Here is a 19573-nt window from a genome sequence, read left to right on the forward strand (position 1 = left end):
AATCAACTGTTAAAAAATCGAGTGACACGCGGCGGCGGGAGGTCGGGGCGCCGCGTCGACGTTTGCGCTGTTGCCGAAGGGATCGACACCCGTCGGCTGCACTCGGTTGGTCAGACTCCTGATTCGCGGGGTGTCTTTTCTGGAGTCGGCTTCTGGCCCAGGGCGGAACGACGGGCCGAGCGGTCTCGGCTGCGGGCATGCTTGCCACTCAGCTGAGCTTTACCCGTGCCTCTCCGCCCGCCGTTCGACACCGCGGAGGCTGCGATGCCGGGGCCGGGGCAACGTAGGCTAGGGGTTGTCCTAGCGGAGGTTGGTGGACACGAACAAGGACAACCCGCAGCGACAGGTGCGGCTGTCGTTCCTCGGGTAGCGGTGGTTACTGCGGCACTGTCGACGGGCTTTTCCGGTCACACCGGATGCTGGCGTGCTGAGAGGTAGTTGCTGGATTGCGAAGCGGTCGCATGCGTGGCGTCCAGCGTGTTTGCTCCGGGTAGATCTCCCACGCATGTGGGGGCAGCGTGTATTTGACTATGCCCCACCTCACTGGACGTGCGTTCCAGGAGTCGTCGACGAGGACATTCCGGAGATCGTCGCGGAAAGCGCCGGCGGCCCCGCAGTTTTCTCACTGATCGACACCGAGTGCAAGGTCGATGGTCTGGGCTTTTTCGTCTTCCGAACCTACGCCGCACGGCACGACCACCAGCCCTGGACTATCGCGCGCGCAAGTTCAGGAAGGCAGGTCTAAAGCGTGTTGCAGAAGGTTGTGTCCGGGCGGGTCAGAGCCGGGATCGTGGCCGTCTGATCACGCGGCCAGGGCGAGGTTGTGCATGTGGGCGACGGCCTGGACGGCGTGGTGGAGGCCGTGGCCGCGCTGGCGGCAGTCGCGGAGGATCTTGTAGTGCTTCATGCGGGCGAAGGCGTGCTCGACACGGGCCCGGACCCGTCGGTGTTCGGCGTTGTCTTCCTCTTCGCCGGGCAGCAGAGCCCGGCCGGGGCGTTTGCGGTGCGGGACGACGCCCCGGTGTTGATGTACGCGCCGTCGGCGAGCACGGTGACGCCTTCGCAGTGCTGGGCCAGGCCGGAGTCGCGCCAGGCTCTGGCGTCCGCGGTGTTTCCGGGCACCGGCCGGGCCGCGGCGACCACCAGCTTGGTGTCGGCGTCGATGATGACCTGCACGTTCGCCGAGAACCGGTAGTTGCGTGAGGACGCGCCGGTCTTCCGGTCACGGACCGGGATCAGCGTGCCGTCCACGATCCACGGCCGCTCGGCCGTATCGGCCGGGCGGGTGCCCGGCTCGATGGCCAGGAGCGGCCGCAGCCGCTGGATGACCCGGCAGACCGTCGCGGGTGAGACGCCGAAAAGAGGCGCGAGCTGCCGCATGGTGAGGTTCGTGCGGTAGTAGACAGCGACCAGCAGGACTCGGTCGGCCAGCGGCAGGCACCACGGCCGACCACCACCAGGGCCGTTCCCGCCTCGTTCACGGACGACCTTCAGCAGCCGCTCGAACTGCCGCATCCGCAAACCCGTGAACGTCTCCACCCACAACCGCTCAGCCCTCAACACCCCACGCATACAGCGGAGATGCCCGCACGGCAGCCTTCTGCAACACACTTTAAAAGAGTGTTTTGTCCCGGCAGGGCTGTTTGGTGGGCTCTTGGGCGGGTGGCCTGGCTGTGAAGGTTGAGACTGATGGTCGCCTTCGTGGCATCTGTGGCGGGTGCAGACGATCGAGGATCCGTTTCGGTTCCTTCGCTCCTGCCTGATCCCAAGGCGCCCCCACTCACCCCTATTTGCGCCCTGTAGTCGAGGGGCTGGTCCCGGTACTACCGAAACATGCCCCGACAGCGGCCGTACCCAAGTGACCTGTCCGATGCCCGGTGGGAACTTTTGGAGCCCATTCTGTCGGCCTGGCGGGCCGAGCGAAGAGGAAAGGGCCTGAACATCGGGCGACCACCCGAGCACGACCTCCGCCGGATCATGAACGCGGTGCTCTACGTCGACCGCACCGGGATCCCGTGGAGGTACCTGCCCCACGACTTCGCACCGTGGGAGACGGTCTACGGCTACTTCGCGGCCTGGCAGAAGGACGGAGTCTTCGACCAGCTCAACGGGCTTCTTCGCCGCTTGGTCCGAGAGGCCGAGGGCCGCAACGCCGAACCGACCGCTTGCGTGCTGGACGCGCAGAGCGTCAAGACCTCCGCCAACGTTCCTGCCTCGGGTCAGGGCATCGACGCAGGCAAGAAGATCGCTGGCCGCAAGCGCCACATCGGAGTCGACACCCTCGGCCTCCTCCTGGCCGTCTGGGTCACAGCGGCCAACGTCTCTGACAACGCCGGCGGCATCCGCCTGCTCTCCGATATCGCCGCAGCCCACCCGCGCGTCACCAAGGCGTGGGCCGACACCGGCTACCGCACCAAGGTCATCGACCATGGCGCCTGCCTCGGCATCGACGTCGAGATCGCCCAACGCAAACCGGGCCAGAAAGGGTTCAAGGTCATCCCGCGGCGCTGGGTCGTCGAGCGGACGTTCGGCTGGCTCATGCACCACCGCCGCCTCGCCCGTGACTACGAAACCCACCCACACCGCTCCGAAGCGATGATCAGCGTCGCAATGATCGACCTGATGAGTCGCAGGCTCAGCCGGGAGTCGACTCCGAACTGGAAGGACGCATAACCGCTCCGGCACGCCGGCCGAGTCCGGGCACGGCTATGAGGCCCCTGGTCGTCGAGCAACGCTGAGCCGCGCGTCTTCGCCCCTCATGGCCTGGGGCCAGCGTTCATCGATCACCGCCGCCGCCTCACGGCAGGCGCCGCAAGCGTTCTCCCGCTCCGGCAGCCACCAGTGGTCAGACGGCGACATGCCGTCTTCCTCGATGCCGCACAGGGTCTTGTCAAAGACTCCGAAGGCGTGCGACACGTTGGCGGGCAGGCCGTCTGCAACGGCTCTCTCCCAGCGCATCTCTATCGGGAGGTACGGCGGCCGCGCGATCTCGAACCCCTCATCACCCACATGTGTGACGGCATGGCACCACAAGCAGGACCAGATCTGCTCTTGCCAGACAGTCGGCGGCACCGGCCACCGCCACATCGCTTCACCACAGACATCGCACCCCACAGGCGGATCCTCACATGCCGGCGTGGTCCGCCCCAAGCGGCCGACATCGCGGCAGTTACCAAACGTTCCCGTCAGGACAAAACACTCTTTAAGGGCTGTCCCGTAACGCCCGTGGGCTGCCCAGCTGTGGCCGGCATGAGGTTGCCCACCTCTTGCTATGCCCCGCACCTCAACCCGTGGCCGGCCTGCCAAGGATCTTGGCTTCCGCAACCGGGCGGGACAGATTTACGATCTTGCCCCAGGGTCACTGCGAGAGTGATCCTCTTGGGGGGGGGCAGGGCCATGATGAACCACGCTATCGGCATCTTCTTGATCATCTTTGGGGCGCCACTCGTCGGCCTCGTCGGCAACGTAATAGCCGACAACGTGCACGAGGGTGTTGGCCGCACCATCACGATCGGCGGGGTCCTGGCGGTGCTGGGGGTCGCTGCCTGGTTCATCGTCCGCAGCTTCTGAGGGCCAGCTTCAGCCAGTGAGATGATCTTGACGTGGCTGGTGTGATCACGGCGTCAGGGCCGTCCTGGACAGCCCCGTTCACCGGGCTGAGCCCGCGTGCCTTCGGGAAGCTACTGACGGTTCTTCGGCACGAGGGCGCGGACTTGGTCCGCAAGGGCCGGCCGTGGAGCCTTCCACTGGAGGACCGGGCCCTGCTGGTCGCGGCTTACTGGCGCACGAACCTGATCATGCGGCAAATTGCCCCGCTGTTCGGGGTGTCCAAGTCGGCGGCGGACCGGATCATCGACCACCTCGGGCCGATGCTGGCACTCCGGCCCCGAAAGCGGTTCGCCAAAGACACCGTGCTCATCGTGGACGGCACTCTGGTCCCCACCCGGGACCACACCGTCGCCGAGCGGTCGAAGAACTACCGGTACTCCACGAACCACCAGGTCGTCATCACGCCGACACCCGACTGATCGTCGTGGTCGGTCGACCGCTCGCCGGGAATCGCAACGACTGCAAGGCGTGGGAGGAATCCGGCGCCAAGGCCGCCGTCGGCAAGACCCTCACTATCGCCGACGGCGGCTACCCGGGTACCGGGCTTGTCATCCCCCATCGCCGAGCGCGCGGCCAGGCCGAACTCTCGGACTGGAAAGAGGAACACAACAAGTCCCACAAGCAGGTCCGCGCCCGCGTCGAGCACGTCTTCGCCTGCATGAAGACCTGGAAGATCCTCCGCGACTGCCGCCTCAAAGGCGACGGCGTCCACCACGCCATGCTCGGCATCGCCCGCATGCACAACTTCGCCCGCGCCGGATAGATCAGCGGGCCGCGCAGCGGCCAATCATGCCCGAGGCGGCTCGGAGACCATTTACGGGACAACCCTTAGCCATGTTCGACCACATGGTCGAGCTGCGTCCCGAGGAAGGGGCACGATGGACTGCGCTCGTCGAGCAATGTTGGCGCGTCCTCGCGGGCGAAGGGACGGAGGTCGTTCAGGTTCTGCTGGCTGAACGCAGCATGAGCATCATCCAGCGATCGCGATCACTCATAGCCGGTCGCCAAGGCGTACGCGCTCAGCAACCACTTTCACAACTTCTCTCGTCTGCAAGGGGCATGAGCGGGCACACGGAAGCCATGACCGTTTCCAAGACCGGCATCCTCGTCCTCGACAGCACCGACCCCGAGCCCCTCGCCCGCTTTTACGCCGGGCTGCTCGACGCTACCGTCGAGCCGAGCGGTGGAGACCCTGACCTGCTGTTGATCTCCGGTGCGACCGGAATCGTCCTGGGTATCCACCGCGACCCCGGCCACGCGCCACCGAGCTGGCCGCGGCCGGATGACTCCCTGCAGGCCCATCTCCGGATCGTCGTGGCCCCCGACGCGCTCGACGAGGCCGAGCGCGAAGCGGTGTCCTTGGGTGCACGCCCGGTGGCAGCCGAACAGAACGGCACCCGGACGGACCGGCGCACCGATGTGCGCTGCTTCATGGATCCGGCCGGGCACACCTTCGTACTGGCCCCCACGCGCGGTTTTTCACCGTGACGTAGATGGGCAGCCGCTACACGTGGCGCCCCTCCGTGCGAGGCGGCGGCACGAGATGTTCGCGCCGGACAGGAGGAGACCATGGGCCACCACGAGCGCCGACGCACACATTGTCCGCGGACACACCGCCGCGGACCACCCCTCCGAAGCCGTCGGCGAAAGCGGCGATACGCGGCGGCGCGCCGGGAGGCCGAGGAGTGTCAACGCTCTCTGAATTCTGACCCCGGGCGAGTCTCTGAAAATTGACCCCCATGTGGTCGGTCGTCGACTGTTTGGGCAGCGCCAGCCGGGGACTGTAGATCGCACTGGGCGACGTGGCCGGGATCGTAGGTGACCCGGTCGACCGGGTCGATGCCGACGTACTCGGGGCGGATCAGCGCAAGTCGCTTGCGCAATGGTGGCAGCGAGTGGGGCCAGCCGATCCGCTTGGCGATCACCGGGGCCGGCATCCTCGGCCATTCCTGCAGCAGAGCCCCCACCTGGGGCTCGAAGGCGTCCGCGACCTGGCCCCGGTTCTTGCGTTCGTACTTCGGCGGCCGGTCCGAGTCCTACGCGGACCGTACCGTGTTCCGGGCCACGCCCAGCCGCCGCGCGATCTCCTTGATGGGCACACCCTCCGCCCGATGAAGCCGACGCATCTCTGCCCAGTCCTCCACTTGCAGCACCCTCCAAGAGTCAGGAGGGGGTCAAGATTCAGGGACTGCCTGGGGGTCAGTTTTCAGGAACTGTCAACAAGGAGGGCGGAACAGGGCCGCCGGGGAGAGGACTTGGACGACGAGCGTGGCGAACCGCCAAGCGCCAGTCCCCCTTGACCTTTTTCGTGGCTCCGCAATGGGGCCTCCGGCCTTCGGGTCCGGTATGACTTCCCCCTTGTTGCGGTCGATGATCCGGGGGTGTCACCAGATCCGGAGGCATCGACGGACCGCTGATGAGGAGCTTGAGTACGGCTTCACCCAAGCCGGAAGAGCTCTCCGTAACGTGGATGTGGCAGCTCGGTGCCCTGGCAGGGCGGGACTCGAGCGTGAGCGGAGGGGCCTGCAGGTGATCGACCTCAGCGACCTCCGGCCCGGGAGTCAGCAGTTGCTGATCTGCCGCAACCCGCACCGGCGAACTCACGTACTATCGCTGCTACTCACCGGCCGCCGCAGTGCCGCTACTCGTCCTGGTGCGCGTCGCTGGCTCAAGGTGGCGGTTCACCGTCGCCTCGCACGCGACGACGAAATCCGACCGCACCGCTCCGAAGCCGTGATCAAGCTGGCGGTGGTCGACCTGAAAAGCCGTCGACTGACCAGGGAATCCACCTCGAACTGGCGCTGTACCTGGACCCTGAGTGCGTCAATGGAACGGGTGGAGGCGCTGGTTCGGACCGGGAGGGCGAAGCTCACCCCGTTCTCGTCGAGTGCGTTGAACACGGTCACGCGACCCGTCTCGAAGGCGAAACTGATGTCGACGTTTCCCTGAGCAACGTCCCTACCCGTCCACTCGAGCAGTTCGGCTCCCATGAGCGGCAGCCCCCGCAGAGCCTGCAGTCCGGGAATTGGTTCGGGCCGCCATTCGAGGTCGAAGCCGGGCCACCGGACTGGACGAGTGGGGTCGATCGTGTTCCACGTCAGGGATAGATCGCCCAGCTTGTGATGGTTGATTTCGACCTGCTGGCCATCGAAGTCGAACAGCACCGGGCAGTCGCAGAACCACTCGTCGTCCCTGAGGTCCCAGACCATCCAGACCCGCGTGAGAGTCCGGCCGGCAAGGCCACGCAGGCGATGCCCATGTTCCCGTACGACGCCACCACGGCTGTCCAGCCATGCCGGTTGGTATCCCGCGATACCGAAATCGAACATGACGTCATCTTGGCAGAGGCGCCCTTTCTCGGATCAAAGAAGCCTTGAGCGGCGACCACCGTCGACTTCTCAAGCAGTCCTGGCGGGACAGTGATGTCACGGCACCGTGAACCAGCAGACGTCGCCGGAGTCGGGCAGCCGGGACAGACGGCGCACCTCCGTGGCGATCCGTGCGAGGGTGTCGGCCTTCTCCAGGCGCCACGGCACGAAGGGCTCTTCTGGCGACTCGGTCAGTTCGCCGGCCCTGGCGTCGGCGTCGTACAGGTCGCCGACGATGCGCAGGAGCAGGGTCAACTGCTCATCGAATGATGCGCCACGCCCGAGCAGGCTGCCCACGGATCCGCTGACGACGGAGAAGCCGAGCCAGTCGTCGTGTGCGTACTGTGCGAGATATGACAGTTCGCTGCGGTAAGCATCTTCATTGAGCATGCTCATTCTCCGTGCTGCGGAATGTGGAATCGTTTCATGTCCAGGCCGTCGACACCGTTGTAGTCGATGGTGGCTCCGCCGGACTTGCTGAACGGCCGGTAGGTGACGGTCGCCTTCGGGGCGTCGGACAGCTGCCACACCTCGATGTTGCCCTTCGGTGTGCTCTTGATGTCGGGCTCGCCGAGTTTGGCGTGCAGGTCCAGGCGGACTCGCTCGAGCTGCACCTCGTCGATCATCCTGACGCCTGGACTGTCCTCTTTGCCCAGCGTATTGCCGTCGCCGTCGAGTGCTGTGCCGCGAGCCGAGTCGTGTCGGGCCTGGGTATCGGCGTCGAGGCACTTGAGTCCGAGTGGGTCCGACCAGGCCAGCCGAAGGGGTTAGGGACGTACGCGTGATGGTGAGGTGCGGCACTCAGGCCGAGTGGATCGGCTGAGATGTACCCGGCGATCTCGGCGTCGTAGTAGCGGAAGCCGTTGTAGTCGAGGCCGGTCTCCGGGTCGCTGTACTGCCCCGGGAATCGAAGGGGGCAATCAGCGGATCCAGGGTCGGCAGCCGGAAGTGCGGTGCCCCATACCGTGGTCCGGTTCTGCCAGGCCACGCGCCCGTCAGGGGTCACCAGCTCCGTCGGGGTGCCGACAAGGTTCGTGACGATCGCATGGAAACGAGCGTCGAACGCGGCTTGGGTGTGATGGTCGACCTGGGTGACGGGACGATGGGTGCCCGGTCGGTGGTTCCAGGTGGTTGTGTGCCCGTCCTGCCCGCACTGCTCGACGAGCCGCGTGCCGTCCCAGGTGAAGTTGGTGCGATCCGCGACGGTGCCATCGGCCTCCACTCGGTATTTGGCAGTACGGCCCGGTACGCGTAGCGGCGGTGCTGGAGCAAGGCCGGTGTGGTCCCGGAGCTGCTGTTCGGTCTCTGTTCGGTAAGGCGGTCGAGGGCGTCCCAAGACTGTGTGAGGGCCGAAGGAGCGGCAGCTCTCACGTCCTGCCTCGTCGTACCCGAATGCGAGTCGGTGGCCGGCGGTCGTGAGGCTGGAGGGTCGACCTTCGGCGTCGTAAGTCCACTCGGAGAATGCCCCGCTGGGTGTAACGCGCGAGGTACGGTGCCCGCGCGCGTCGTAGGTGTAGGTGCTGGTGCGGCCGTCGACGGCCTCGGTGAGCAGCCGGCCGACGGAGTCGTACGTCCGGTGGACCGCGGTGCCTGGGCCTACCGCACTGATCAGCCGGCTGGCGTCGTCGTAGGCGTGTGTTGTCTCGGCGCCGTCGTCTGTGCGGGTGAGTATGCTCCGGCCCAGTGTGTCCCGCTGGAACAGGAGTGTCTCGGCCGCTCCGTTGGTGCGGGAGGAGAGGCGCCCCGCCGCGTCGTAGGCATAGCGCAGCGTTCGGCCGTTGAAGTCGGTCTCGGAGGCAAGCCGGCCGACGGCGGCGTTGCGAAGTGCCAATGCGATTTTGAGACAGGGAAGTTCGAGGGCCTCCCGCGAAGCATCGAGAAGGCCGTCGGCAACAACCGTGGTTTCACGCGTGCATCAGGAAGGGTCTCGCCGCACTCGGCGAAGGGTAGACGTGCGTACCAACCAGAGGATGAGGATGCTGCTGGCGGACGCCCTGACTGGTCTGTCCTCGTCGGACATCCCCCCGATGTTCCAGGAGGTCGTGGAGCAAGGCTGGTCGGTGACGGGGAGCGGTGCGCGGGTGTTGACCGGTCTCCGCCCCGATCCGGCCGGGTCGTATTTCGATCGACTGGCGGAGGAGACCACAGTCAACGGCCGCGGCATGACGGACTACGACCTCCCCGCCGAGCCCGCTGCCGCCAGCCAACGCACGAAGGTGCTGCTGCGCCGATGCCTGGTGTACGCCGCCGCCTGCCTGCGGGCAGCGCGCGACCATTTCGGTGACGACGCGGTGCGAGGTTACGTCTCGCTCTCGCTGGGTGGGTTGGACGACGACCTCCTGACCGCCCAGGTCACGTTCTGCACGCCGCTGCCCGGCACCCCGCCCTACATTGCCGACCTCGAACAGGTGCAGGATGCCGCCGTGGCGGAGGTATCCGTACGCGACTGCTCGGGCTGGGCGGAGGCATGACAAGTGCCCGTGCCATAACCTTCCAGCAGGGGCGGTGAACAGCGGTCGGTCACGGGCCACCCGGAGAGGTCAGGACTGCCTCTCCACTTATCTCTTCCTCAGGTCAGGCATCGCCCGAGCGCGGAAGTGCCGGGTGATTCGCTAGATCCGTTACTGACCAGGCGGGGGCGCCATCGTGCACAGGCGGCTGCCCCGCCTTCCTGCTTCTGGCAGCAGGAGACCTCGATAGGGACGGGGCACGAGTCTGGTGCCTCACCGGCGAGACTCCCCGCCGTGTCGTCGGCTCCCGGCTGGGAGGACATGCCCACGTTGAGGCAACCCGTTCTCCGGTTCCGCTGCGGATGGGAACCGCCGTATTCGCCTCGAAGCCGTTGCCTTGGCCGGGGGTCGTCGGACACTGACGCTCTTGTCCAGACTGATGCTCGCGGTGAGGCCGGTTCGTCCACTACCGAGCCCCTCCGGCGCGTGACATCCTCGAACTGGAGCACGTGGATGTGTGGATGGGGGGCCATGGACGCGATTTCCGGGCGGTACCGGATCGGTAAACGCTTCTCGTTCGAGGCCGCCCACTGCTTGCCGGGTCTTGCTCACGGGCACAAGTGTGCCCGGATGCACGGCCATACATACTCCGTAGAGCTGATCTTGGAGGCCGAGTCGTTGCTCCCCCCTGGCTTCGTCACTGACTTCGGGGATCTCGCGGCCTTCCGGCGTTACCTCGACGCCGAGCTTGATCACCGGGTACTCAATGACGTCCTGCCGGTAGTACCGACCTCGGAGAACTTGGCCCGGCACCTTGCTGAATGGTTCGTGGCCGAGGTCGAACCCGGGATACCGGGCCGGCTGCGAGCAGTGAGAGTTTCCGAGACCGCGTCCACCTGGGCCGAATACGAGTTCGTTGACCGGGCTTGACCATCGGTCCGACGGTCGACAGGATCAGTCGGCTGACGACCAGTCATGTCACGTGCATAGTAGGGGCGTAGTTGTGAGCGAGACGATTCGGGAACGTGAACAAGACGGCTCCATCGTCATCGAGTTCAATCAGCGGAGCGGGGTGCGCCAGGTAGCTCTGAGTGCTCCCGAGACGGTGGCCCGGTCGGCAGAGGCCGTGAGCCAGGCGATGACGACGATCCGTAGTATGGCTGAACGCGTTCGTGGCACGGTCGCACAGATGGCGGTGCGGCCCGAGAGCGTCCAGGTCGAGTTCGGCATCAAGTTCGATGCAGAGGCCGGTGCCGTCATCGCGAAGACCGGGGTCGAGGCCGCCGTGACCGTCAAGCTCGCGTGGGGAGCAGAGGTGCAGGGGTGAGCCACGCCCGCCTGCCGAGACCTCCACGTGTCATCCTCCAGGATGTTCGGAACTTCACAGTTCAGATTCGCGACCCGGACGGCGAGCGGGTGCTGGGGACCGGCGTCGTGATCTCCCGGACTGGTTTGGTCGCCACCTGTGCCCATGTCATTCGGGCCGGCGGTGTGGAGCCGCAACCCAGACGAGATGCCCAGGTCCGGGTCTACTTCCCCGCATCGAGCCGGGACGCCGCTCCGGCGGAGCTCCGCACAGCATGGGTTGCGGCGTCGTTCGCCGACAGCGACGACGACCTCGTCTGCCTTCAGGTGGACGGGGCCCTGCCACTCCCTGCGCACCGGGTGGCCGTGCTCGGCGCTGCCAGTGACTCCCAGGACCACGCCTTTCGTAGCTATGGATATCGTCAACTGGAGGGTTACCTCGGGGCGTGGGCTCGCGGCCTGATCCTGGGCGAGGTCGATCCCCCGAACGGGCGTCGATTACTGCTCGACCCCATCCAGCTCGAGTCCAGCCACATCGATGCGGGGATGAGCGGCGCGCCTGTCCTTGATGTCGACCGGAACCTCGTGATCGGCGTCGTGTCGGAGACGTGGATCGCCGAGCTGGCTGCCAAGGACAGGGACACGGCATGGGCTGTGAATGCCTCCTTGCTCGACCATTCGCCGCTGCGCGTCGACCTGAGGTCGGAGCCGTTTCCGCTGTTCACGGCGGAGCCGGCTCGGATCCGGCCGGCCCTGGCGGATCGCGCTGCCCCGCGGCCCGGTTCTCGCAGGATGGACGAAGCTCCCATCCCGCTGCCGGAGTGGGTAGGCCGCGAAGCGCTGCTGGAGGAGCTCGACCGGTGCGCCGCCGACGAGGAAGTCCTGGTCGTGGGACTGGTCGGCTTCGGCGGTGAGGGCAAGAGCAGCCTCGCACGCAGGTGGATCGACCGGGTCGAACAAGCGGTGGGGCCTGAGGCGGTCCGGATCTTCTGGTGGAGTTTCACCGAACGCGCCAGCGCCGACGATTTCCTGGCAGCCGCCTTGGAGTTCACCAGCGGGGGCACGATCTCCCCTGAGGAGTTCCCTGATGGGCGCGCACGGGCGGAGTGTGTCGCGGGCCTGCTGGCGCTGGGGCGCTTCCTGTTCGTTCTCGACGGCCTCGAGGTGATGCAGCACCAAGAAGGCGATCACTACGGTGCCCTGACCAGCAGCGACCTTCATGACTTCCTTACCTTCTTCGCCACACCGGGCCATCGTTCCTTCTGTCTGATCACCAGCCGGGCTCCGGTCTTCGACCTCGTGCCATTCGTGACGTACCAGCAGATCGATGTCGAACCGCTTCACCCGGTGCCGGCACGGGAGCTGCTGCGGAAAACCGGCGTCCATGGCCCGGACGCCTCGCTGGATCAGATCGTCCGGGACTGGGGTGGCCATGCACTCACCCTGAGTCTCATCGCCGCCTACCTGGCCAAGCGGTATGGCGGCGACGCTCGCCGCGTCACTTCGCTGCCCGCTCCCGAGCAGGGCCAGCCGCGGGACGCCATGGTCCGCCGCATTCTCCATGAGTACGATGCCTGCCTGACCGAGGAGGAGCGCTCCTTCCTCACTCGATACAGCGTGTTCCGTGCGCCCGTGCCCGACGAGGCGCTCCGCATCGTGTTGCCCGACACGCCGTGGGCCGACATCACCTCCGAGTTACGGCAGGAGCTCTCGGCCGTGTTCGACCACCTGACCGCCGCTCGGATCATTCGCCGTGATGTCGGGAGCCGGACGAGCATGCACCCGCTGGTCCGAAGCTTCTTCGCCGGTCGGGCCGAGCGAGGCGAGCAGCGATCGGCCCTGCATCAGCGCGCGATGGAGTACTACCTGACACTGACTCCGGAGGACCAGCCTCCCCAGTCCGTGGACGAGCTCGGGCCACTCGTGGAGGCCGTGCACCACGCTTGCCAATACGGCGCGTACGACGAGGCCTGCGATCTGGTGAGCGCTCGACTCTACGGTGGCGAGGAGGGGCGGATCACCCGGCAACTTGGTGCCTACGAGACTGCTCTGTCGGTGTTCGCCGACTTCTACCCGCAGAACAACCTCATGCGCCAGCCGTTGATCCGCGACAGTGGGTCTCGGGGTTGGATCCAGCACGAAGTGGCTACTTGTCTCCAGATGCTCGGCCGACTGCGCGACGCGGGCCATGCGACGCGGCGGGCACTTCAGGCGTTCAAGGCGGTCGGTGCATGGCATGACGCTGCGGTCAGCTGCCAGAACCTGGCTGAGCTTTATCTCAGCCTCGGCGCTCTACCGATCTGCGGGCCCGTGATCGAGGAGGCTTTCGACTTGGCACGCCGGGCGCAGGACCAGGAGGACCTGCTCGTCGCCGAGACCGTGAGTGGGGCCCTCGCGCACCTGCAGGGACGATCGGCCGACGCGGAACGCGCATTCACCGAGGCGTTGCGGATCGCCGGCAACTACACGCCCATTCCTGCGCTCTACAGCAGCAGTGGGATCCGTTATGCGGAGCACTTGAGGCTGAACGAAAGGACTCGGGAAGCCCGCCAGGTCCACCAGACCAATCTGGAGATCTGCCGGGCAGCCGGATGGCGGGGCGACGAGGCCGGCTGCCTCGTCGGACTCGGAGATCTCGCACTCGACACGGGAGACCCTGTCCTCGCCCGACTCCACTACGACGAAGCGCTGCACATTGCTCGTGGGATCACCCGACGGGACGTGTTTGTCAGCGCGCTGCTCGGGCAAGTCCGGTGGGCGCTCCACACCGGGCAACCGCTCCGGTCATTCCAGGCCAACCTCACACACGCACTTAGCATGGCGACCGTCGGAGGCTTCCGGATTGCCGAAATTGAGGCGCGGCTGCTCCTTGCGCGAGCCCAGTATGCCGAGGGCGATCAGGAGGGAGCGTGGGCGGAGTTGGCCCAGGCCGACCAGATGAGTGCCGAGACGGGCTACCACTGGGGACAGTCAGCCACGCAAGCTCTGGTCGAGGCGTGGGAGGCCGTACCGTGATGTGCGGCATGGGCCTCTACTCGTCGGCGCCGGTCACATCGGCTCGGTCAGCCTCCGTCGAGTCCCCGTCGGCGTTCAGTGTCGCCGCCAGCCTGGCCAGTAGCTCAGGGGGAAGTCGGCCGTCGATTGCTGACACGGGCTTCCGAGGACGTTCGCTCGGTGCCTCGTGCGCTTCATCATGCCGATTCTGATCTTCCGTCATCCCGATCGGCCTCCGATGCGAGCTCCGGTCTTGATACTCCTGCGCCTCTCAGGGTAACCGTCGCGGCGGCAGGTGGAGTCAGTGGTTCGCGTACAGTCGGGGGTTGCCTTAGCGGAGGTTGGCGGACACGAACAAGGACAACCCGCAGCGGCAGGTGCGGTTGAGCTTCCTGGGCTGATCGAGTCGATCGAGGTCGTCCTGGGCCGCCATCTCCTTATGCTCCGGCGAAACGGGAGAAAGATGCGCGGTACCACCATGGGCGAGGTCGTGCGGCCCCACGACTGCTGCGGAAAGTGCCTGTTCGGAGTACGCCGACTGTCGCGGGTCAAGGCGCGACGACGTCGCCGGAGCGGCAGCGTGAAGACGCGCTGGCCGCCGCGGCGGCCGTGGGCGGCCACATCATCGACTGGGCGGATGACTGGCAGTGTCCGGCGCCACCGCCCCGATGACCCGTCCGAGGCTCGGTCCGTGGCTGCGCGACGAGCGGGGCAAGTACGACGGGCTCGTCGCCGCGGCCGTCGACCGGCTCGGCGGCAACGTCGTCGACTGCCTGAACACCGGCTACAAGATGCGCGACGCGGGCGAGCTCCTCGTCGCCTACGGGCTCGAGGGCGGCCGTGCGCGCGACGCGGGAGCCGGGTTCCCCCGGCCGGTGGCCGGGGCAGCTCCAGGGCTTGTCGGGAGGTGAGGTTACTCGACCGTGGCTTCGCCGTAATGACGGTGAAAGAGGGTGAGTACGTCGAAGGCGAGTGTCTTGCCGCGCAGGTCCTGGCGATCCGTATGGACGGTCGCGTGCCGCAGGTCCGTGATGTCAGCAGATACTCACTGAGGAGCAGCCGCTGCCTCTCCACCGTCGCGGCCCAGGTGAGGCGTCGCCCGACTTACAAAGCGCATCGATTCCTCCACCAGAGCTCAGGCAGCTGAGGGCCTTGTTCCCCGACTGCGCATACTCGCGGCGAGCAGCCGGGATCACTGGTCGACCGCCCCCTCCGCACACGTGGCCAGTGTTGATGCCTGTAATCGAATCTCTCACTTGGCGCGACGAGGTGATGGCGTTGAGTGACTCTCCTGGGCTCCGGGTTCTACCGTTCCACGGGCAGCGCGGCTTCTTGGTGTGTTGGTATGCACCTGCTAACTCGACGGGACCTGAGGTTCCATTGCCGCCCGGGCAACGAGACCTCTCCTACCGGCGCGTGAAGTCAGGCCTTGGTCGGTTGCAGCACGGCAGGCCACAGTCGTTCCTCCAACGGGGTCCTGCGGTGCCGGACCGCGGCGTCGCGGAGTCCTGCCATGGCCGCTTCCCGGTACGGGCTCGCCGTGAGTTCGCGGGCGGCGTCGGCTCGTACGTCCTCGTCTCGGCGTCGGGCGGCCGCCGTGTCGAGCGCCTTCTGCAGCATCGACTGGGGGCCGTCGGCCAGGCCGGCGATCAGCCGCAGCCAGTCGGCGCGGTCCGCGGTCAAGGCCATTCGGGTCAGCGGCTTCTGCCACTTCCACCCCAGGCGCGTGACGTGGTGCGGGTCGGTGAGGCCCGATCCGGCCGTCCGGCGCGCGACCTCCAGAGTGACATCGACGGCCCGGCCGGGGTGGACCGCGCACAGGCGTTCGGCGAGGAAACCGGCCCCCGAGTCGTGGATCGCCGCGGTGTCGGAGGAGAGCCGGACCTGTTCGGCGACGGCGTCGACCGCGGCGGCAACGGCGTCCTCGGCGGACAGGGGCGCGAAACGGCATCGGAGGAACGACCGCAGAAGAGCGATCTCCGCGGCCGGGCCGTCACCGGCGCCGGCCGAGGCCAGGGCCGTGTCCAGGTCCTCCCATCCCGGTTCGCCGCCGACGGCCGCAACCGCCGAGGCGTGGTGGCCGTTCCAGTGCCGAAGGACGTGGCACGCGGCGGTCCACTGACGGTTGCGTACCTTCAGGGCCAGCTCGGCCTGTGCGGCGAGGGACGGCCGGTCCGCGGCTCCCAGGCGTACGAGATCGCCCCACAGGCGCAGCGCCGCCAGCTTGACGTTGCCGTCCGGGCAGGGACCGGTGTCCCACAGGTCGGCACACCATCCGGCGAGTTCGGGCCCGAACCGGTCGAACAGGGCGCGGGCCGGGCCGGCGGCAGGACCGGGTTGTTCCACCGTCCGCTTGGCCAGCGCGGCCAGCCACGGGATGTCGGCCGTAGGGACCCGGCGGCGCAGTGCTTCGAGCACCAGCCGGTGGGCCTGGGGCGCGTGGTCGGCGAGGGCCGTCTGGACCAGCCCGCTCATCTTGTCCCGTGCGCGGGATCCGTGGTAAGGCTGTTCGCCGCGAAACGTGGGCCATGCGTTGCGTCCGCGGACGAGTTGCTCGTGGCGGAGCCCCTCGAGGGTCCGCCAGCGTTCCAGCGCGAGGACCGCCTTCGCGTGGCCGGCGGCCGCCAAGGGGACGAGGAGCCGGGCGGCACCGTCGAGTGCCAGGAACGTGTCGTCGGTCCGGTCGTTTCCCCACGGGCGGCCGCCCGATGGCCAGCGGACGATGGCGGCCAGCCGCGCAGGCGGCAGTTTGGCCAGGCCGGTGACGGCGAACCGCTGGGCCGGGGACGGGGTGCGGGATCCCTGGTGGATGCGGGGGTCGAAGATGTCGAGCCGGTCGGCGCACCACGCAGCGGCGGCCCGGGTGCCGGGATCGTCGGCGGGCTCTCGCAGCAGCGAGGGCAGCAGGAAGGCCGCGATGTCGTCGACCGTGTCCCGGCCTTGGCACATGGCGACGGTCTCCTCCAGGAGCTCTGGTACGCCTTCGGTGGCCTCCCGAAGCTGCGTGCCGACCTGTTCGAGCACGGCCCTCAGCCGTGACTTCGGCACGTCGAACGGGGTCCTGCCTTCCTCGGCCAGGGCGCGGATCACCTCCCTCGGCGACCTGCCGGGCGTGGAGCTGGAGGCGGCATACCAGTAGGTGTCCAGAGCTGCCTGGGCCTGTGTCCACTCCTCCGCAGGCGTACGGGCTCCCCACGCGCCGCCGACGCCCTCCGGCTCGTCGCCGCCCTCGACGGGAAGGGCGGTGAGGGCGGCGTCGGTCCCGAGCCGCTGCGCGATCCGGGCCGCGACCGGGAAGAGAGCGTCCCATTCCGGGTCCCCGGCCCGCCGATGGATGACGGCCACGCACTGGAGGGCCTGCAGCCGCGAACGGTGGAGTTCGGCCAGTGCGAGCAGCTCCCGCATACGCGCGGCCGCCCACTCGCTCTGGTGGTCCGCCATGGCGTCGATCAGCCGGACCGCCTGGTTGCCGTGGCTGCCCGCGCTGTTCGGGCTCAGGTTGACCAGCCACGACCACAGGCAGCGCTCGCCGCCGCAGCCGACCGGTGCGGCGGCCTCCGGGCCCGGCTCGCATTCGACGCACCGAACGCGGTCCTCGCACAGCTTGCGCAGCAGCAGTCTCCGGACGGTGTCCGAGGTGCGGCGGTCGATGCGTCCGAAGCGGCACAGCAGCTCCAGGACGCGCGACTCCATGCGGGAGCCGCGGCCGAGGACGACGGCGAGGTCTTCGACCACTCGTGCGGGGTCGGAATGCCCGCGGGTCGGCAGCAGACCCAGTACTTCGCGCTGCATGGCCGGTGAGGCCGTTTCCCGCAGGTAGTGGTGGAACACCTCGCGGATGTCGCTGTACAGGTCGTCCGGGAGCAGGGCGCACGACCGTACGGCGATCACCTGGAGGTCGGCGTCGTCGCTTTCGAGGAGTTCGGACAGCAGGTCCGCCGCGTCGTCCCGGGCACGGCCCTTCGCGCGCATGCCCTGGACGAGGGCCTGTTCGGCGACGACGGCCCGCAGGTAATCGTCGGGATGGTCGGCCAGGTGCCGGCCCAGGGCCTTGTAGTACGACTGTTTCTGCTCGACGGCGAGCCGTACAAGGCAGCGGCCCGCGGCGTACTCGAAGAGCGTCTGGTGGAAGAAGTGGACGCTGGAGCGGCGGCCGGACGTCCCGGCGACCACGCTGCGCCGGTCGAGTTGGACGAGGTGCTCCAGCGGATCGCCCTCGCCGGCCCGGGGGTTCGCCCCGGGCATGCGGTCGACTGCGTCTTCGACGGGGAGGGCCACGGCTCCGTCGTGCAGCATGAGGCGGGCGAGCGACTGCGCCGGCCAGGACAGGTCCGCAGAGGTCGGTGCGGCGTGGTCGGCGGCTCCGTGGCGGGCGTCCTCGCGTACTCGCCGCTGCCAGTAGCGTTCGTACAGGCCCGCGGCGTCGATCTCGGGCGTCGGCGACTGGGGTGCGTACACCTCGAAGAGCATGCGCAGGGTCAGCGGCCGGGCGACCACCTCGCGGATGGGCAGACCGCGGACGGCGGCCTCCAGCAGCGCCGCCACGGCCTCCGCCCGTGCGGTCGGACTGCTGGCGGGCAGGTAGTGCCGGCTGTACGTGGACAGGGCGCGTCCCAGTTCCTCGCTGCCCTGGAAGTCGCCGACGTGGAAGACGACGTCGGACGGCGTTCGGTCCAGGAGGTCCTGGAGGGCGGAGCCGTCACGGGTACGGCAGGTCACGGCGAGGGGTACGCCCCGCTCCTGGCACACGTCGACCATCCGGCGCAGCGTGTCGCGGCCCTCGCGGGCGTGCAGGAGCAGGTCCGCCGTGTCGAGGAGCGCAACGCGTCCGGGTTTCACGCTGAGTTCGAAGGATTCCAGCAGTTGTCGGCCCTCGCCCGGGGTGAGTAGCTGCTCGGCCCGTAGCAGGAGCGGCCGGATCTCGATGCCCGCGCGGAGCTCGTCCGACGGGGGCTGGGTTCGCGTCTCGGGGAGAGGGGCCGCCGCCCGGCGGCCGTCGACGAGTTCGGCCACGTACCACAGCAGACTCGACTTGCCGGTACCTGCCTCGCCCAGGACCACCTGGACCGGCTGGCCGGGGCTGCCGGACAGGACCTGCTGCTGGAGGACGCGGGCCAGGCGTTCCTCGGTCCCGCGCGGCACGTACACATCGCGCAGCGAGACCGGCGCGGCGTCCCGGGAGCCGTGCTCCAGGAGCAGCATGTCCTGACGGGCCCGTTCGCTGACGTGGTCGACGAACTTCAGGTGACTGCTGCCCCCGTCTCCTGCCTTCCGGGCTCCGACCAGCCACAGTGCCTTCGCGATCGTCTCCAGGGGGCGGCGGATGGCGGCGGGCAGCACGTGGTCCGGTTCACCGAGGCGCGCCAGCGCCTCGACGACGCGCTGCCGGTCCTCGGTGACGGGACCGCCCTGCAGCAGGTCCTTCCTCAGTTGCCGGAAGGTCTGCCAGTGGAACGTGGAGAACCGGTCCGGCGCCGCACTCACCCCGGCCCGCCGGTCCCGCGCCATCTGGCCGGCGATCTGCGCATGGACCCGCCGCCAGAGCGCGGAGTCCGGCCGCTCACGCCTCTCCTCGGCGTGCGGCAGGGGTCGTCCGGTCGCCTCCCGGTCCGCGAGGTCGTACAGCATGCACAGCGCACGGTGCAGGTACTTGCGGGCTTCCACCGCGACACGTTCCTCGGCCGCCATCGGCCACTCCCCACTGACGGATCGACAGGCGACTCAGCGTAGGGGACGAGGCAGGGCCACACGCTGGGGTTCGGCCAGTTGCCCCCGGTGTGAACGAGACCTCGCGGGAGTTATGCGTGAACGGGCTCCGACCTGCGCGTTCACATCGCAGGGGCGAGC

At 67.9% G+C, this 19573-nt stretch carries 13 protein-coding genes and 5 pseudogenes; 11 read left to right on the forward strand and 7 right to left on the reverse strand.

Going from position 1 to position 19573, the window contains the following annotated elements; translation table 11 throughout:
- Positions 1-802 precede the first annotated feature (802 nt).
- A pseudogene (locus ACWEV0_RS20935) lies at positions 803-1572 on the reverse strand (transposase family protein).
- A gap of 261 nt (positions 1573-1833) precedes the next feature.
- On the opposite strand from ACWEV0_RS20935, the gene ACWEV0_RS20940 reads away from it, so the two are divergent.
- A complete protein-coding gene (locus ACWEV0_RS20940) occupies positions 1834-2673 on the forward strand; it encodes an IS5 family transposase (RefSeq protein WP_453150857.1) in 840 nt (279 codons plus the stop codon).
- Positions 2674-2706: 33 nt separating this feature from the next.
- On the opposite strand, the gene ACWEV0_RS20945 is transcribed toward ACWEV0_RS20940, so the two are convergent.
- Positions 2707-3009, reverse strand: a complete 303-nt coding sequence (locus ACWEV0_RS20945) for a hypothetical protein (RefSeq protein ID WP_453150858.1) — start codon at positions 3007-3009, stop codon at positions 2707-2709.
- A 387-nt stretch (positions 3010-3396) separates the two neighbouring features.
- Here ACWEV0_RS20945 and ACWEV0_RS20950 point away from each other — a divergent pair, with 387 nt between their 5' ends.
- The 3 genes and pseudogenes from ACWEV0_RS20950 (at position 3397) to ACWEV0_RS20960 (ending at position 5097) form a co-directional block, all read left to right on the forward strand.
- Positions 3397-3570, forward strand: a complete 174-nt coding sequence (locus ACWEV0_RS20950; protein ID WP_404138299.1) for a hypothetical protein — start codon at positions 3397-3399, stop codon at positions 3568-3570.
- Between the two features lie 32 nt (positions 3571-3602).
- Positions 3603-4372, forward strand: a pseudogene (locus ACWEV0_RS20955) (transposase).
- A 317-nt stretch (positions 4373-4689) separates the two neighbouring features.
- Positions 4690-5097 (forward strand): VOC family protein, encoded by a 408-nt coding sequence (locus ACWEV0_RS20960; RefSeq protein ID WP_453150904.1) that lies wholly within the window; start codon positions 4690-4692, stop codon positions 5095-5097.
- 287 nt (positions 5098-5384) lie between these two features.
- On the opposite strand, the pseudogene ACWEV0_RS20965 reads toward ACWEV0_RS20960, so the two are convergent.
- Positions 5385-5762 (reverse strand): annotated as a pseudogene (locus tag ACWEV0_RS20965) (helix-turn-helix domain-containing protein); the annotation flags it as partial.
- Positions 5763-6141: 379 nt separating this feature from the next.
- Here ACWEV0_RS20965 and ACWEV0_RS20970 point away from each other — a divergent pair.
- Together ACWEV0_RS20970 and ACWEV0_RS20975 are read left to right on the forward strand one after the other, a co-directional pair.
- A pseudogene (locus ACWEV0_RS20970) lies at positions 6142-6289 on the forward strand (IS701 family transposase); the annotation flags it as partial.
- A gap of 2 nt (positions 6290-6291) precedes the next feature.
- Positions 6292-6411 (forward strand): annotated as a pseudogene (locus ACWEV0_RS20975) (IS5 family transposase); the annotation flags it as partial.
- A 623-nt stretch (positions 6412-7034) separates the two neighbouring features.
- On the opposite strand, the gene ACWEV0_RS20980 reads toward ACWEV0_RS20975, so the two are convergent.
- From ACWEV0_RS20980 to ACWEV0_RS20990, 3 genes are read right to left on the reverse strand one after another with little or no spacing between them, the layout of a single operon-like run.
- Entirely contained in the window at positions 7035-7367 is a 333-nt protein-coding gene (locus tag ACWEV0_RS20980; protein WP_453150859.1) for a hypothetical protein, read from the reverse strand.
- Positions 7368-7369: 2 nt separating this feature from the next.
- Positions 7370-7591: a hypothetical protein gene (locus tag ACWEV0_RS20985; RefSeq protein ID WP_453150860.1), complete on the reverse strand. Its 222-nt coding sequence runs from the start codon at positions 7589-7591 to the stop codon at positions 7370-7372.
- Between the two features lie 8 nt (positions 7592-7599).
- Positions 7600-8808: an RHS repeat-associated core domain-containing protein gene (locus tag ACWEV0_RS20990; protein ID WP_453150861.1), complete on the reverse strand. Its 1209-nt coding sequence runs from the start codon at positions 8806-8808 to the stop codon at positions 7600-7602.
- Positions 8809-8947: 139 nt separating this feature from the next.
- On the opposite strand from ACWEV0_RS20990, the gene ACWEV0_RS20995 reads away from it, so the two are divergent.
- From ACWEV0_RS20995 to ACWEV0_RS21015, 5 genes are all read left to right on the forward strand, one after another.
- Complete coding sequence (locus tag ACWEV0_RS20995) at positions 8948-9448, forward strand: hypothetical protein (RefSeq protein ID WP_453150862.1); 501 nt, start codon at positions 8948-8950, stop codon at positions 9446-9448.
- Between the two features lie 510 nt (positions 9449-9958).
- Positions 9959-10357 carry a 6-pyruvoyl trahydropterin synthase family protein gene (locus ACWEV0_RS21000; RefSeq protein ID WP_453150863.1) on the forward strand — a complete coding sequence of 133 codons (399 nt, stop codon included), beginning with the start codon at positions 9959-9961 and terminating at the stop codon, positions 10355-10357.
- A gap of 73 nt (positions 10358-10430) precedes the next feature.
- Positions 10431-10754 (forward strand): CU044_2847 family protein, encoded by a 324-nt coding sequence (locus ACWEV0_RS21005; RefSeq protein ID WP_453150864.1) that lies wholly within the window; start codon positions 10431-10433, stop codon positions 10752-10754.
- A complete protein-coding gene (locus tag ACWEV0_RS21010) occupies positions 10751-13747 on the forward strand; it encodes a trypsin-like peptidase domain-containing protein (RefSeq protein WP_453150866.1) in 2997 nt (998 codons plus the stop codon). The genes ACWEV0_RS21005 and ACWEV0_RS21010 overlap by 4 nt, the downstream gene beginning before the upstream one ends.
- A gap of 626 nt (positions 13748-14373) precedes the next feature.
- A complete protein-coding gene (locus tag ACWEV0_RS21015) occupies positions 14374-14637 on the forward strand; it encodes a hypothetical protein (RefSeq protein WP_453150868.1) in 264 nt (87 codons plus the stop codon).
- Positions 14638-15148: 511 nt separating this feature from the next.
- Here the strand turns inward: ACWEV0_RS21015 and ACWEV0_RS21020 are convergent.
- Positions 15149-19414 (reverse strand): hypothetical protein, encoded by a 4266-nt coding sequence (locus tag ACWEV0_RS21020; RefSeq protein ID WP_453150869.1) that lies wholly within the window; start codon positions 19412-19414, stop codon positions 15149-15151.
- Positions 19415-19573 lie beyond the last annotated feature (159 nt).

It is taken from the genome of Streptomyces sp. NPDC003943 (assembly GCF_053605265.1).